This window comes from Streptomyces sp. NPDC021749 (assembly GCF_040640655.1).
Classification (GTDB): Bacteria; Actinomycetota; Actinomycetes; order Streptomycetales; family Streptomycetaceae; genus Streptomyces.
The window spans coordinates 64,229-79,623 of sequence record NZ_JBFACE010000017.1; the positions used below are offsets into that span (position 1 = coordinate 64,229).

The 15,395-nt window shown below is 73.1% G+C and carries 12 protein-coding genes; 8 read left to right on the forward strand and 4 right to left on the reverse strand.

Features of this window, described 5'->3' with window-relative positions:
• The first annotated feature begins 139 nt into the window (after positions 1 to 139).
• Positions 140 to 874, forward strand: coding sequence for a response regulator transcription factor (locus AB0G35_RS18895; RefSeq protein WP_360950152.1), 735 nt, complete (start codon positions 140 to 142; stop codon positions 872 to 874).
• Positions 871 to 2,358, forward strand: a complete 1,488-nt coding sequence (locus tag AB0G35_RS18900; RefSeq protein WP_360950154.1) for a HAMP domain-containing sensor histidine kinase — start codon at positions 871 to 873, stop codon at positions 2,356 to 2,358. Before AB0G35_RS18895 ends, AB0G35_RS18900 begins: the two co-directional genes overlap by 4 nt.
• A 17-nt stretch (positions 2,359 to 2,375) precedes the next feature.
• Here the strand turns inward: AB0G35_RS18900 and AB0G35_RS18905 are convergent, their stop codons facing one another.
• Positions 2,376 to 3,755, reverse strand: coding sequence for a DUF2993 domain-containing protein (locus AB0G35_RS18905; RefSeq protein ID WP_360950157.1), 1,380 nt, complete (start codon positions 3,753 to 3,755; stop codon positions 2,376 to 2,378).
• Between the two features lie 210 nt (positions 3,756 to 3,965).
• On the opposite strand from AB0G35_RS18905, the gene AB0G35_RS18910 reads away from it, so the two are divergent.
• Positions 3,966 to 4,826, forward strand: coding sequence for an NAD(P)H-binding protein (locus tag AB0G35_RS18910; RefSeq protein WP_360950159.1), 861 nt, complete (start codon positions 3,966 to 3,968; stop codon positions 4,824 to 4,826).
• Here AB0G35_RS18910 and AB0G35_RS18915 read toward each other — a convergent pair.
• Together AB0G35_RS18915 and AB0G35_RS18920 are read right to left on the reverse strand one after the other, a co-directional pair.
• Positions 4,805 to 5,359 (reverse strand): hypothetical protein, encoded by a 555-nt coding sequence (locus AB0G35_RS18915; RefSeq protein WP_360950163.1) that lies wholly within the window; start codon positions 5,357 to 5,359, stop codon positions 4,805 to 4,807. The two genes, AB0G35_RS18910 and AB0G35_RS18915, sit on opposite strands and share 22 nt — an antisense overlap.
• Positions 5,360 to 5,534: 175 nt before the next feature.
• Positions 5,535 to 7,361 carry a bifunctional metallophosphatase/5'-nucleotidase gene (locus tag AB0G35_RS18920; protein ID WP_360950166.1) on the reverse strand — a complete coding sequence of 609 codons (1,827 nt, stop codon included), beginning with the start codon at positions 7,359 to 7,361 and terminating at the stop codon, positions 5,535 to 5,537.
• Between the two features lie 228 nt (positions 7,362 to 7,589).
• Between AB0G35_RS18920 and mshD the strand changes: the two genes are divergently transcribed.
• From mshD to AB0G35_RS18940, 4 genes are all read left to right on the forward strand, one after another.
• Positions 7,590 to 8,510 carry a mycothiol synthase gene (gene mshD / locus AB0G35_RS18925; RefSeq protein WP_360950398.1) on the forward strand — a complete coding sequence of 307 codons (921 nt, stop codon included), beginning with the start codon at positions 7,590 to 7,592 and terminating at the stop codon, positions 8,508 to 8,510.
• A 646-nt stretch (positions 8,511 to 9,156) separates the two neighbouring features.
• Positions 9,157 to 11,439 (forward strand): RNA degradosome polyphosphate kinase, encoded by a 2,283-nt coding sequence (locus tag AB0G35_RS18930; RefSeq protein ID WP_360950169.1) that lies wholly within the window; start codon positions 9,157 to 9,159, stop codon positions 11,437 to 11,439.
• A gap of 112 nt (positions 11,440 to 11,551) precedes the next feature.
• Positions 11,552 to 12,778, forward strand: coding sequence for a CHAD domain-containing protein (locus AB0G35_RS18935; RefSeq protein WP_360950401.1), 1,227 nt, complete (start codon positions 11,552 to 11,554; stop codon positions 12,776 to 12,778).
• Positions 12,775 to 13,272, forward strand: coding sequence for an NUDIX hydrolase (locus AB0G35_RS18940; RefSeq protein WP_360950172.1), 498 nt, complete (start codon positions 12,775 to 12,777; stop codon positions 13,270 to 13,272). Before AB0G35_RS18935 ends, AB0G35_RS18940 begins: the two co-directional genes overlap by 4 nt.
• A gap of 29 nt (positions 13,273 to 13,301) precedes the next feature.
• On the opposite strand, the gene AB0G35_RS18945 is transcribed toward AB0G35_RS18940, so the two are convergent.
• Positions 13,302 to 14,309: an aldo/keto reductase gene (locus AB0G35_RS18945; RefSeq protein ID WP_360950175.1), complete on the reverse strand. Its 1,008-nt coding sequence runs from the start codon at positions 14,307 to 14,309 to the stop codon at positions 13,302 to 13,304.
• Positions 14,310 to 14,456: 147 nt separating this feature from the next.
• On the opposite strand from AB0G35_RS18945, the gene AB0G35_RS18950 reads away from it, so the two are divergent.
• The gene (locus AB0G35_RS18950) at positions 14,457 to 15,344 is read left to right on the forward strand and encodes a helix-turn-helix transcriptional regulator (protein WP_360950178.1); all 888 of its coding nucleotides are present in this window, start codon (positions 14,457 to 14,459) and stop codon (positions 15,342 to 15,344) included.
• The last annotated feature ends 51 nt before the right edge of the window (positions 15,345 to 15,395 follow it).

Consider the following 15,395-nt stretch of genomic DNA (forward strand, 5'->3'; position numbering starts at 1 on the left):
CCGGCTACCGCCGGGAGGCGCCCCCACCGACCAGCCACCCCTGCGGGAGACGCTCCGCGTCGCTCCCCGGATCGCCGCGCGCCGTGCCAGGCTGAAGAGCAGCCGTCCGTTTCCGTATCCAGCCGAGGTACCCACGCACATGAGCCCCGCCGAGCACGGTGACCATCCCGCCCGCATCCTCATCGTCGACGACGAGCCCGCGGTCCGCGAGGCGCTGCGGCGCTCGCTCGTCTTCGAGGGGTACGGCACCGAGGAGGCGGTCGACGGTCTGGACGCCGTCGAGAAGGTCGCCGGCTACGACCCCGAACTGATCGTGCTGGACGTCCTGATGCCCCGCATGGACGGCCTGACCGCCGCCCGCCGGCTGCGGGCGAGCGGGGTGACCGTACCGATCCTGATGCTCACCGCCCGCGACACCGTCGGCGACCGGGTCACCGGCCTCGACGCCGGCGCCGACGACTACCTCGTCAAGCCCTTCGAACTCGACGAACTGCTCGCCCGGATCCGCGCCCTGCTCCGCCGCAGCTCCTACGCGGCGGCCGGCGCGCAGCCCGCGGAGGACGAGACGCTGGGCTTCGCCGACCTGCGGATGAACCTCTCCACCCGCGAGGTGACCCGCGGCGGCCGGCCGGTCGAACTGACCCGCACGGAATTCACCCTGCTGGAGATGTTCCTCGCGCACCCGCGGCAGGTCCTCACCCGCGAACAGATCCTCAAGGCCGTCTGGGGCTTCGACTTCGAACCGACCTCCAACTCCCTCGACGTGTACGTGATGTACCTGCGCCGCAAGACGGAGGCGGGCGGCGAACCGCGCCTGGTGCACACCGTGCGAGGGGTCGGCTACGTCCTGCGGGCGGAGGGCGGGGCGGAATGAGCACGACCCGTCCGGGGCCGATGGCCCGCTTCCACCGGCTGCCGCTGCGCTCCCGGCTGGCGATGCTCACGGCGGTGGCGGTGGCCTTCGCGGTGGCCCTCTCGGCCGCCGCCTGCTGGCTGATCACCCGGGACCGGCTGACCGAACAGCTCGACACGCAGCTCAGCAGCGTCGAGGTGGACGCCGGCTACGTCCGGGCGCTCAGCGAGTACTGCAACAGCCCGGACGGGGTGCACTTCCCGCCCACCCCGTACACCGTCCAGCTGGTGTCGGCCGGCGGCTACGTCTGCACCTCGCCCGACAAGTCGCCGATCCCGCCGCAGCGCGCGGACACCGCGGTGGCCGCCCGGCGGCTGGCGAGCACCGAGCACACCACCCGCGCCCAGGACGGGGCCGAGATGCGGGTGTCGACCAAGCCGTTCGTCGGGCCGCTCACCGACACCGCGGGCAACCGGCTGGCGATCTCCGTCGCGGTACCGATGAAGCAGGTCACCGACCCGCTCAACCAGCTCGCGCTGGTGCTGCTGGTGGTCGCCGGAGTGGGCGTGCTGGGCGCGGCGACCGCCGGCCTGTGGGTGGCCCGGGCCGGACTGAAACCCGTCGACCGGCTCACCGACGCCGTCGAGCACGTCGCCCGCACACAGGACCTCGCCATCCGCATCCCGGCGGACGGTGAGGACGAGATCGCCCGGCTGTCCCGCTCCTTCAACGCGATGACCGCGGCGCTGGCCGCCTCCCGCGACCTCCAGCAGCAGCTGATCGCGGACGCCGGCCACGAGCTGCGGACCCCGCTGACCTCGCTGCGCACCAACATCGACCTGCTGGTGCGCAGCGAGCAGTCCGGCCGCCCGATCCCGGCCGCGGACAAGGAGGCCCTGCTGGCGTCGGTGAAGGCGCAGATGGGCGAGCTGGCGGCGCTGATCGGCGATCTGCAGGAGCTGTCCCGGCAGCCCGAGCCCGGGCAGAGCGCGGTCGGGGTCGTGGCGCTGCACGAGATCGTCGGCTCGGCGCTGGAACGGGCCCGGCTGCGCGGCCCGTCGCTGACCCTCACCGCGGACGTCGAGCCCTGGTACGTACGCGCCGAGGCGGCCTCGCTGGAGCGCGCTGTGGTCAACCTGCTCGACAACGCCGTGAAGTTCAGCCCGCCGGACGGCACGGTCGAGGTCCGGCTGCACCGCGGCGAACTGACCGTGCGCGACTACGGCCCGGGCATCCCGCAGGACGAACTGCCGCACGTCTTCGAGCGGTTCTGGCGCTCGCCGTCCGCCCGCAGCCTGCCGGGCAGCGGACTGGGCCTGTCGATCGTGGCCCGCACGGCGGAGCAGGCGGGCGGCGCGGTACGGCTGCGCTCCGCCGACCTCGGCGGCACCGAGGCGGTCCTGACCCTGCCGGGCGCACCGACGCCGCCGCCCGCGCGGCCGGCCCCGCCGCAGGGGAGCCCGACCCCGCCGCCCGGCCCGCCGGAGCCCCCCGCGGCGAGCTGAGCGGTCCGCCGCCTACGTCATTCCTTCTTCCCGGCCGCGTCCCCGAACGGCAACTCGCGCCCCGACAGTTCCGCCCGGATGCCGTCGCGTTCGACGGAGATGTTGCGCAGTCGCACGTCACCGGGGGTCTTGGGGAGCTGGAAGGAGAGCGACAGCCGGTCCGCGAGCTGCGGCTTGGTGAGACCGCTCAGCGCCCCGAGGACCTTCGGGTCGATGCCGACCTTCTGGAGCAGCCACGGGTGGTCCACCACCACGTCGACGAGGTTGACCTTCATCAGCTCGTGCACGAAGCGCGGCGACCCGGTCAGCTCGTGCAGCTTGTCGTCGCTGCGCAGCGCCTCGTCGAGGTAGTTCTTCGGGATGCCGATCCGCTGGGCGATCGCCGGGATGCTCAGCATCGCCTTGACCTTGGCGGCCTGCCGGCTGAGCTCGGCGGCTGCCTTGCGGGTCAGCCGCAGGCCCTCTTCCTTGCCGGTGCCCGGCCGGTAGACGGCGACGTCGCCGATGTCCAGCCGCATCCGGCTGATGTCGGTGGACACCCCGCGGTCGCCGGCCCGCCGGATGCGCGCCTCGGCCTGGACCCGCAGCTCGTGCCCGGCGATCGGCAACTGCCCCACGGCGCGCACCGAATCGTGCCCCAGCTCGCTGAACTTCACCTGGGACGCGCCGAGTTCACGGTTCATGTCGTCGAAGGCGAGCAGCACGTCACCGTGCATCGAGCCGATCGTGGCGCCCTTGATGGAGCTGGGCAGGTCGCCGTCGAGCCGGACGTCGCGTGCGGTCGCCTCGAACTTCGCCAGCGAGACCCGGTCGGCGGCCAGGTCGGGGATGGTGACCTTCACCTGGTCGACGCGCTTGTCCAGGACCTGGGTGAGGAACGGGAAGCCCTGGATGTCGACTTCGGGCGTGGCGTTCAGATGCAGCGCGTCCTTGAGCTTCTCCGCGGCCTTGTCCTGCGCGTACAGCACCGCGAACCGGTCGAAGAGGGAGAGGAACGCGGTGCACACCAGCACCGCGACCAGCAGCTTCACGGCGATCGGAACGGCGGCGAAGCGGCTGATCCCGCGCTTGGCGCGGCGGTGGTTGGGCCGCGACCAGGCCTCCTCGTCGTCCTCGTCGGAGCGCAGCCCGAGGCCCAGCGGATCGTCGCTGTCGTCCCGCTCGTTGAGGTACGTGCGACGGCGTGTGGTGCCGGCGTACCCGTACTCGTCGTTCTCCGCGGCGGGATCGGGCTCGGGATCGGCGAGGGCCGCCAGATCGGCATACGGGTTGATGGGAGGAAGCCTTCTGGTGTCGCCGGTGGGTTCGTCCTGGGCGCCGCTCGTGACGGGGGTGTGGGGGTGGTGCGAGGCGGCGGGCTCGGGCGAGGGTGAAGATATGCGTGTGGGGGTTCGCATCCGCACATCCCACCACGATCGGGGCCCTCGAACGCAAGTCTTACCGAAGGTATGTCGGATACGCAACGCTTGTCGTGGCGCCGCTGAGGAAATTCCGCCGCGCCGCGCACTGTTGCTGAATTACCGTCAGCGTGCCGCCGCCCGGCGGCCCGACGCGCTTTTCAGGTTCCTCCCGCGCACACTCCCGCACTCTTCCCGAAGGTGGCCCCCATGATCGTGGTAACCGGAGCAACCGGCAACATCGGCCGCAGCCTCGTCGGCCGGCTCCTCGCGGACGGCGCCGCCGTACGCGCCCTGACCCGCGACCCGGAGCGCGCCCAACTGCCCGACGGGGCGGAGGTGGTACGCGCCGATCTCACCGGCTCCGCCGCCGACTTCGTACCCCTCCTCGCCGGCGCCGACGCCCTCTTCCTCAACCTGGCGGCCGGCGGCGACCGGGCCGCGCTCGCCCTGGTCGAGGCCGCCGCCAAGGCCGGCGTCCGCCGGATCGTCCTCAACTCCTCGATGGCGGTGACCGACACCCCCGCCGACGAGGACAACTTCATCGCCCGGATGCACGCCACGGTCGAGCGCGCGGTGCGCGACTCCGGCCTGGAGTGGACCTTCGTCCGCGGCGGCAACTACTCCACCAACGCCCTGGCCTGGGCCCCGGCGATCCGCGACACCGGAGTGGTCCGCGACGCCCACCCGGGCGCCCAGGGCGTCCCGGTCCACGAGGCGGACCTCGCGGACGTCGCCGCCGTCGCCCTCCAGGACCGCACCGGCACCCACGCCGGCCAGGCCTACCTCGTCACCGGCCCCGAGCCGCTGACCGTCGCCGACCAGGTCGCCGAGATCGGCCGGGCGATCGGCCGCGAGACCCGGGTCGAGCAGATCAGCGAGGAGGCCGCCGCCGAGGCGATGTCCGGTCCGCACTTCCCGAAGGAGGCGGCCCTGGAACTGATCCGGATGTTCGGCAGCACGGTCGACGCCCCGGCCTTCCCGGTCACCGACGCGGTCGAACGCGTCACCGGCCGTCCCGCCCGCACCTTCGCCCAGTGGGCCCGGGATCACGCGGCCGACTTCTCCTGACCGGTCCGCTGCGCTGTGCGGCGCCGCCCCCGTGCCCGGGCCGTCCCGCCGCGGGGCTCGGTCACCGTTGCGCGCCCCCGCTGGTGGAGCACGGCCAGGGGCAGCATCAGCACCGCCCCCACGAAGAAGTAGGCGTTGATCGCCATCCCCGCCCAGAACTCCCCGGACGCCGGGTCGGCGGGGTGCTCAGCCAGCCCCAGCAGGCCGTACGGGGTGAGCCCGGTGACCGTCGTGAGGTCCTCGACGAGCCCCGGCACGCCCCGTACGGTCAGCAGCCCGGCGCCGCACCACAGCGGCACCGTCACCAGCCACCCCGGCAGCCGCCGCCCCCACGGCCGCACCGCCGCCAGGCTCACCACCGCGCCGCCCGCCGACATCGCCACGATCAGCCCGTCATAGGCGAGGAACCCCCACACCGGCACGGCGTCCTCCGCACCCATCGCCGCCCGGTAGTCCACGCCCATCCACACGTGCCACACGAACGACACCACGAGCCACCCGAAGGCCCCGTAGGCCCAGAACGTCTTCGTCATACCCGCACGCTAGGAGCGGGCCCGTCGGACGGGCCTCCTCCTCACGGCGGGGCCTCTCCGCCGTGAGGCGGAGAGGCCGGGGTGCTACCTGACCGGGGTATTGCCCACGAGAAGAACCCAGCCTGGACAACGAAACGAGAGCAAGCCCCCGCGGGCTACTGCGGACCCCTGCCCGCTACTTCACCACCGTGACGCGATCCGCCGCAGGCGGAGTCAGCGGGGAAGACGCCGAGGAATGAGCCGTCAGGTACGCCGTGAAGGCGTCCAGGTCGGACGGGCCGACGTACTTGTTCTTGGCGTCCTTGAAGGCGGGGAAGCCGTCACCGCCGCCGGCGAGGAACTCGTTCAGCGCGACGCGGTAGGTCTTGGCCGGGTCGAGGGGGCTGCCGTTCAGCTTGACGGAGTCCTTGACGACGCGGTCGGCGCCCTTCTTGGTCAGGTCGAGGGTGTAGGTGAGGCCCGCGGAGACCTGGAGGATCTTGGGGGACGCCTCGTTCGGGCCGCTGACCTGCTGCTGGAGGGCGGTCAGCAACTGGGCGCCGGTGAGGTCGACGACGTTCATCATGTTGGTGAACGGCTGGACGGTGAACGCCTCGCCGTAGGTGACGACGCCGTCGCCCTCGGAGCCGGAGGCCTTGAAGGCGAGGTCGGAGCGGATGCCGCCGGGGTTCATCAGGGCGAGCTGGGCGCCCCCCTTGTCGGCGGCCTTGGTCGCTTCGAGCTGGGCGTCGGCGATGACGTCGCCGAGCGGGGACTCGGGGGCGTTCGCGCCGCGGCCGGCGATGTCGGCGGCGATGTGGCCGACCGGGCGGCCCGCGACCGGGGCGGCCAGCTTGTTCCAGCGGGCGATCAGGGACGTCAGGTCCGCGGCCTTGGGCTGGGTGCGGTCGACGACGTGGTTGACCGCACCGGGCGCCTTGATGCTGGTGCGGACGATGTCCCGGGTGCGCCGGTCGTAGGTCAGCTCGGTGTCGGTGTAGAGCTTGCCGTAGGACGCGGCGGAGGTGACGGTGCGCGGCCGGCCCGACGGGTCGGGGATGGTGCAGGCGTACGCCTGGTGGGTGTGGCCGGTGACCAGCGCGTCGACCTTGGGCGTGACGTGCTTGGCGATCTCGGTGATCGGGCCGGAGATGCCGTCGCCGGGGCCGGGGCTGTCGCAGTCGTAGTTGTACGAGGTGGAGGCGGGCAGGCCGCCCTCGTGGATGAGGGCCACGATCGCCTTCACGCCCTGCTTGTTGAGGACCTTGGCGTACTTGTTGATCGTCTCGACCTCGTCGTGGAACTTCAGGCCCTTGACGCCGTTGGCGCTGACGATGTCCGGGGTGCCTTCGAGGGTCACGCCGATGAAGCCGATCTTCACGCCCTTGTGCCGCCAGACGGTGTACGGCTTGAGCAGCGGCTTGCCGGTCTTCTCGTCGGTGACGTTGGCCGTCAGGTACGGGAAGTCGGCGCCGGCGAACTTCTTGCCGTCCTCGTAGCAGCCGTCCTTGGGGTGGCAGCCGCCGTTCTGCAGGCGGGTCAACTCCGCGCGGCCCTCGTCGAATTCGTGGTTGCCGACGGAGGTGACGTCCAGGCCCAGCTTGTTCATGGCCTCGACGGTCGGCTCGTCGTGGAACAGCCCGGACAGCAGCGGGCTGGCGCCGACCAGGTCGCCGGCGGCCGCGGTGACCGAGTAGGGGTGGCCCTTGCGGGCCGTGCGCAGGGACTGGGCCAGGTACTCGACCCCGCCGGCCGGCACGCTCTTCTTGGTGCCGTCGGGCTGCAGCTCCTCGACCGTGCCGGAGGAGCCCTGCGGCGGTTCGAGGTTGCCGTGGAAGTCGTTGAAGGAGAGCAGCTGGACGTCGACGGTGCGGCCGGGGTGACCGGCGCGGTCCGGGTGCACGGTGTCGGCCCCGGCCGGCAGGGCGGCGACGGTGACGCCGATCCCGACGGCGGCGGCCAGTGCGGCCGAACCGGTCCTCAATCTGCTGATGGCGCGCCGCCGTTGCGGTGTCGCTGGCATGTGTTCCCCTCCTGGATGGTCCTGAGCGGACCGCAGCTTATTGTTGACGCGCGTAGCGCAACAGGGGGTGCCGGGTTACGGGACGGTTGCCGCTGAGCGCCGGGCCGGCGGGCCGGCGGGCGGCGCCGGTGTGGCTCGCCGGGGCGGATCCGTGCGGCAGCGCCCTGATACCGCTGCGACACCCCGGCAGGGTCGTACGCTGCACACATGACTGACGCTGCACAGGAGATGGGCCGGACCGGCCGCAGGATCCAGGTGGTCGACGAGGTCGCGCCGGAAACGGCCGCGGCCGTCCTGGAGCTGATCGAACGGGCCGCGCGCACGGACGGGCAGCCCGCGGTGTCCGAACAGGGACGGCTGCAGCTGCGGGGCGGCAAGCGCCCGGGTGTCGCGCATGTGCTGGTGTACGCGCACACGGAGGCGGGCGACGACCTGCTGGTCGGCTACGGCCAGCTGGAGGACACCGACCCGGTGGAGGCGCCGGCCGCCGAGCTGGTGGTGCACGCCGGGCACCGCGGCCGCGGGCACGGCCGGGCGCTCGGCACCGAGCTGCTGGAGCTGTCCGGGCGGCGGCTGCGGGTCTGGGCGCACGGCGGGCACCCGGCCGCCCGGCACCTCGCGCAGACCCTGGGCCTGACGATGTTCCGCGAGCTGCGCCAGATGCGGCGCTCGCTGGCCGACCTGGAGCTGCCCGAACCCGTGCTGCCCGAGGGCGTGACCGTACGGACCTTCCAGCCGGGCACCGACGACGCGGCCTGGCTGGAGGTGAACGCGGAGGCCTTCGCGCACCACCCCGAGCAGGGCTCGCTGACCCAGCGCGACCTGGACGACCGCAAGGCGGAGGCGTGGTTCGACCCCAAGGGCTTCTTCCTGGCCGAGAAGGGCGGGCGGCTGGTCGGCTTCCACTGGACGAAGGTGCACGCCGAGGAGGGCCTGGGCGAGGTCTACGTCCTCGGCGTGCGGCCGGGCGCCCAGGGCGGCGGCCTGGGCAAGGCGCTCACCTCGGTCGGCCTGCGCCACCTGGCCGGGCAGGGGCTGCCGACCGCGATGCTGTACGTCGACGCCGACAACGCGGCGGCGGTGAGCGTCTACGAGCGGATGGGGTTCGTCACGCACGAGACGGACCTGATGTACCGGTCGGAGACCTGACCTCGGCCAACACCGGTCGGCCGGGCGGCAGTTGACCGGCGCGGCCGGGTGTAGGTGCCGGCGCGGGCGAGCGGTTCCTCGTGCCGGCCGGAGGCCCCTCGGCGCCCTGCTCGCGTGCGCCGCCCCCTCAGTCACGTCCTGAGCAGCAGAATGGCCGCGGTTTCCGTGTGGGGGGCGGTCGCCACACAACCATTTCTTCCGCGTGTGCCCTTCGTGCCCCTTTCCTCGCGACACGGAAAATCGTCCGCGAGAAAATCGTCCGCGAGGAAACCGGGTACGAAAACATCGGGTGCGAAAAAATCGGGTGCGCCCCGCCGAATCACATGAGGTCCGGCCTCGCATGAGGTCTGGCTTGAGGGAGGCTGAGGCTGTTTCCCGTGAGGCGCGGTGCCGGTGACAGAGTGACGGCGGGGTGACACAGTGGCGCCGGCGACCGAACGCACCGCCCGCTTCGGCCACCGGCCCGGCCCCGCGCCGTAGCGTCCCGCTTGCCTGTGCGCCACATCCGCGTTACCAGTGATTCAGGGTCGGTTGCGAGCATCGCTGAATGCAGCCCGCTGTGCCGAACCTCCCCCACCCGAGGCTCCATCTCGCGCCGCCACCGCCTGACGCGCCTGGAACCCCCGGAACGCGGAAGAATAAGGCCATGAACCAGCCGTCCAGCGCCCAGGCACAGGTCCAGTCCGATATGCCGGCCACCAGGCCCCCGCAGGCCCCGGCCCCTTCGGCCCAGCCGTCCGTGGGCTCCATCGCCGCGCACCGGCCGCACGCCGTCCGCGGGACGGTGCCGGGCCTGGAACCCGACCTCGACGCCGACCCGGACGCGTACGTGGACCAGGGCGTGGTGGGCGCGGACGGCGCCGAGCTGCCCGCCGACCGCTTCCTGGACCGGGAACGCAGCTGGCTGGCGTTCAACGAGCGGGTGCTCGAACTCGCCGAGGACCCGGCCACCCCGCTGCTCGAACGGGCCAACTTCCTGGCGATCTTCGCCAGCAACCTCGACGAGTTCTTCATGGTCCGGGTCGCCGGACTCAAGCGGCGGATAGCGACCGGCGTCGCCACCCGCTCCGCCTCCGGTCTCCAGCCCCGCGAGGTGCTGGACCTGATCTGGACCCGCTCGCGCGAGCTCATGGCCCGGCACGCCGCCTGCTTCCAGCAGGACATCGCCCCCGACCTCGCCGACCAGGGCATCCACCTGATCCGCTGGCCCGATCTGACCGAGAAGGAGCAGGCCCGGCTGTTCACCCTGTTCCGGCAGCAGATCTTCCCGGTGCTCACGCCGCTGGCCGTGGACCCCGCGCACCCCTTCCCGTACATCTCCGGCCTCTCGCTGAACCTGGCCGTCGTCGTCCGCAACCCGGTCAGCGGCCACGACCACTTCGCCCGGGTCAAGGTCCCGCCGCTGCTCTCCCGCTTCCTGGAGGCCTCCCCGCAGCGCTACGTCCCCATCGAGGACGTCATCGCCGCCCACCTGGAGGAGCTGTTCCCCGGCATGGAGGTGCGCGCGCACCACATGTTCCGGGTGACCCGCAACGAGGACCTGGAGGTCGAGGAGGACGACGCCGAGAACCTCCTCCAGGCACTGGAGAAGGAGCTGATGCGGCGGCGGTTCGGGCCGCCGGTCCGGCTGGAGGTCGAGGAGTCCATCGACCCGGCGGTGCTCGACCTGCTCGTCCAGGAGCTGAAGATCTCCGACGCCGAGGTCTACCCGCTGCCCGGCCCGCTGGACCTGACCGGGCTGTTCGGCATAGGAGCGCTGGACCGGCCCGAGCTGAAGTACCCCAAGTTCGTCGCCGGCACCCACCGCGACCTCGCTGAGGTGGAGTCGGCCTCGGCGCCCGACATCTTCGCCGCGCTGCGGGCCCGCGACGTCCTCCTGCACCACCCCTACGACTCCTTCTCCACCTCCGTGCAGGCGTTCCTGGAGCAGGCCGCGGCCGACCCCGACGTCCTCGCCATCAAGCAGACCCTCTACCGCACCTCGGGCGACTCGCCGATCGTCGATGCCCTGATAGACGCCGCCGAGTCCGGCAAGCAGGTGCTGGTGCTGGTCGAGATCAAGGCCCGGTTCGACGAACAGGCCAACATCAAGTGGGCCCGCAAGCTGGAGGAGGCGGGCTGCCACGTCGTCTACGGCCTGGTCGGCCTGAAGACGCACTGCAAGCTCTCCCTCGTGGTCCGCCAGGAGGGCGACATGCTGCGCCGGTACTCCCACGTGGGCACCGGCAACTACCACCCCAAGACGGCCCGGCTCTACGAGGACCTCGGGCTGCTGACCGCCGACCCGCAGGTGGGCGCCGACCTCTCCGACCTCTTCAACCGGCTGAGCGGCTACTCCCGCCGGGAGACCTACCGCCGCCTGCTGGTCGCCCCCAAGTCCCTGCGCGACGGCCTGATCCAGCGCATCACCAAGGAGATCGCGCACCAGCGCGCGGGCCGGCCCGCGTACGTCCGCATCAAGGTCAACTCGATGGTCGACGAGGCCGTCATCGACGCGCTCTACCGCGCCGCGCAGGCCGGCGTGCCGGTCGACATCTGGGTGCGCGGCATCTGCGCGCTGCGCCCGGGCGTGCCCGGCCTCAGCGAGAACGTCCGGGTCCGCAGCATCCTCGGCCGCTTCCTGGAACACTCCCGGATCTTCGTCTTCGGCAACGGCGGCGAGCCCGAGGTGTGGCTGGGCAGCGCCGACATGATGCACCGCAACCTCGACCGGCGGATCGAGGCGCTGGTCCGGGTCACCGACCCGGCGCACCGCGCCGCCCTCAACCGGCTCCTGGAGACCGGTACCTCGGACACCACGTCCTCCTGGCACCTGGGCCCGGACGGCGACTGGACCCGGCGCGCCGTGGACGCGGACGGCGCGCCGCTGCGCAACGTACAGGAAATGCTCATCGACGCCCGGAGGCGCCGGCGTGGCCCAGCGACCTGACCAGCGGACCGGGGGGCCGGCCGGTCTCCTCGGCACCGGATACGAGCCCGGCGTGGCGGCCGGCGTCCGTGCCGCGGTGGTGGACGGACCCTACGGACCGTACGGTCCGCCGGTGCCGTACGACGACCCGGCGGCCGGCCCGCACCTCTCCGGGCGCACCGCCGAGGACGTGCTTGCCGGCTATCTCCATCAACAGTCCGCGGACTTCCTGCGCAGTCTGCGGCTGCACCGGGAGAGCGGCCCGGACGCCGAGGGCGCCGGCGCGGCCGCCCGGGGGCTGCGCCGCGCCGCCCGCCGGATCAGCGCCACCCTGCACACCTTCCGGCCGCTGACCGAGGAGGCCTGGGCCGACCAACTCCTCACCGAACTGGGCTGGTTGTCCGGCACGCTGGCCCGCGAGCAGGCCTGCGCGGCCCGCCGCGACCGGCTGATGGCCGCCCTGACACGGCTGACCGGCCGCACCGACCGGCCCGAGCGCGGCACCGACCGCGCCCCGCGCACCGGCCGCGGCGTACGGGCCGACCGCGGCGCTGACCGCGGCCCCGAATCGGCCACCGGAACCCGCTCCACTGGAACCCGCCCCACCGGAAGCCGCCCCACCGGAACCCGCGGCGCCGGTGCCCGCGGCGCCGACGCCGGTACCGCCGGCGCCGGTGACACGGAGGCTTCCGGCACCGGCGCCCTCGAAGGGCGCGACACCGCCGTCCCGGACGCCGATGCCGTCCTCGCGGCGGGTGCCGCGCGGGCCGGGGCGCTGCTGGACCGCCAGCTCACCCTCGCCCGGACCCGCGCCCACTCCGCCGCGCTCCAGGCCCTGGGCTCGTCCCGCTTCCACGCCGTAGCCGACTCCGTCGCCGTGCTCGCCTCCGAGGTGCCGCTGACGCGTACGGCCGCGGACGTCCCGGCCGCCGAGGCACTGCCGCCGCTGGCCGAGCAGTCCGCGCACCGGCTCGCCGAGGCGGTCGGCGTGCTGCCGCTGGTCCGCGCCGGACAGCCGTACAACGCCGAGGCGCTGGCCGACGGCCCCCGGCAGGACGCGCCCTGGCACCAGGCCCGGGTGCTGCTCCGGCTGAACCGTTACGCCCAGGAGGTGCTCGTCCCCGAGTACGCCGACCCGCGCCTGGCGGAGGCGGGCCGGATCCTGGAGGGCCACCGTGACGCCGCGGAGGCCGCCGCCGCAGCCGCCGCCGCGGCCCGCACCCCGCGGATCGCGCCGGCCACCGCCTACGCCCTCGGCGTCCTCCACGCCGACCAGCGCCACCAGGTCGAGGCGGCCCGCTACGCCTTCGGCCGCGTCTGGCTGTCACGGGAGAAGGCGCTCCAGGGGGTGGAGCGATGACGGGGCCCAAAGAGCCGCCGGCCCGTAAGCCGGACGCCCGCAAGCAGGACACCCGTAAGCCGGACGGCCGTGAATCGGATGCCCGCAAGACGGTGCGGGCGGCGGGCTGCGTGCTGTGGCGCCGCCGTCCGTCGGCCGAACACGGGCTGGAGATCGCGCTCATCCACCGGCCGAAATATGACGACTGGTCACATCCGAAGGGCAAGCTCAAGCGCGGCGAGGGCGCACTGGCCGGAGCGGTCCGCGAGGTGGCCGAGGAGACCGGTATGGACTGCCGCCCCGGCGCCCCCCTGCCGACCTCGTACTACCTCGCCAACGGGCGGCCCAAGCAGGTCCGTTACTGGGCCGCCGAGGCGATGGCGGGGGCGTTCACGCCGACCGCCGAGGTCGACCGGCTGGAGTGGCTGTCACCGGAGGAGGCCCGGGGCCGGCTCACCCAGGAACGGGACCGGCCGCTGATCGACGCGTTGCTCGCCGCGCTGCATCTGGCCTGAGCGGGGACCGGAGCAGCGGCGGCACCCGGTCAGCGGCGGCGCAGGGCCGGGTCCGTGAGGGCCGGGGGCAGGTAGTAGTTGTCCGCGCGGTTGAGGTCGGTGCCCGGGGGGACGATGGCGTCGATCCGGTCCAGGACGTCCGCGTCGAGGGTGACGTCGGCGCCGTCCAGCAGGCTCTCCAGCTGGTCGAGGGTGCGCGGGCCGATGATCACCGAGGTCACCGCCGGGTGCGAGCGGACGAAGGCGGTGGCCAGGTGGGGGAGGCTGAGGCCGGCGTCGGAGGCGACCTCGGACAGGGCGCGGACCGCCTCGGCCTTGCGGGTGTTCTCCGGGACCGAGAGGTCGAACTTCCGGCTTTCCAGGGCGGCCCGGGAACTGGCCGACAGATCACGGCCGGAGAGCCAGCCGGCGCTGAGCGGGCCCCAGGTCAGCACACCCATGCCGTAGCGCTGGGCGGTCGGCAGCACCGCGTTCTCCGCACCGCGCGCCAGCATCGAGTACGGCGGCTGCTCGGTGCGGAAGCGGACGTGGCCGCGGCGCTCGGCGGTCCACTGGGCCTCGACGATCTGCTCGGCGGGGAAGGTCGAGGTGCCGACGGCCCGGACCTTCCCGGAGCGGACCAGGTCCGAGAGCGCGGAGAGGGTCTCGTCGATGTCGGTGGCGGGGTCGGGGCGGTGCACCTGGTAGAGGTCGAGGTGGTCGGTGCCGAGGCGGCGCAGGCTGTCCTCCACGGCACGCACGATCCAACGCCGGGAGGCCCCGCCGTGGTTGGCGTCCGGGCCCATGGAGTTGAAGAACTTGGAGGCCAGTACGACGTCGTCGCGGCGGCCCTTGAGGGCCTTGCCGACGATCTCTTCGGACTCGCCGGCGGCGTAGATGTCGGCGGTGTCGACGAAGTTGATCCCGGCGTCCAGCGCGCGGTGCACGATCCGTACGCAGTCGTCGTGGTCGGTGTTGCCCCAGGCGCCGAGCATCATCGCGCCCAGCGCGTACTCGCTGACCGAGATGCCGGTGCCGCCGAGGATCCTGCGCTGCATGAACCGCTCCTGCCGTCTGTGCGTGGGTGATCGCTGCCCGAGTGGGCGCGTGCACCACCTTGGCGCCGCGGCGGAGGGCGGACCAGGCCCGTCGCAGCCTGGGTCCGGCGGAACCACCCACCCGGGGCCGCGGCGCATACTGGACGGATGCTGCACGCGGAAATCGAGATCAGCTCGTTCCTCAAGGCGCGCCGCGCCGCGCTCGACCCGGCCGACCTGGGCCTGCCGAGCGGGATCGGCCGCCGCCGGGTGCGCGGACTGCGGCGCGAGGAGGTCGCCCAGCTCGCCGGCATCAGCGTCGACTACTACACCCGGATCGAACAGGGCCGGGCGCCCGCCATCTCCGACTCCGTCCTGGACGCCGTCGCGCGGGCGCTGCGGCTGTCCGACGGCGAGGTGACGTACCTGCGCAACATCGCCGTGCCACGGCGCCGGAGCGAGGGGGCCTGTGTGCCCGGGGCGGTCACCCGGCGGACCGTACGGCCCGAGATCCGGCAGCTGCTGGACGCGATGGCCACCACCGTCCCGGCCATGGTCGTCGGCCGCGGCCTGGACATCCTGGCCTGGAACGCGCTCGGCGGCCGGATCGCCTTCGACCTGGACGCGCTCGCGCCGGACCGGCGGAACACCGCGCTGCTGGTCTTCCTCGACCCGGCGGCGCGCGCACTGCACCCGGACTGGGAGGACAAGGCCGTCGAGGTGGTCGGCAATCTGCGCGCCGACAGCGGCCGGCACCCGGACGACCCGCGGATCTGCGAGGTCGTGGGCGAACTGCTGGAGCGCAGTGCGGACTTCCGGCGGATCTGGGAGACCCAGTCGGTGCGCGAGTGCCTGCGCGGCACCAAGCGCCTGCGGCACCCGGACGTCGGTGAGCTGGAGATCACCTTCGAGAGCTTCCGGCTGACCACCGACCCGGACCAGGCGCTGGTCACGTACACGGCCCCGCGCGGCTCGGAGACCGAGCGGCGGCTGCGGGAGCTTGCGGACCGGACCGCCGCGGCCCGCGAGCCGGAGGCGACCCCGCTGGCGGTGTGACCACGGCCTGAACGGGCGCGCCGGGGCGCGCCCGCGGATGCACGAACCGGC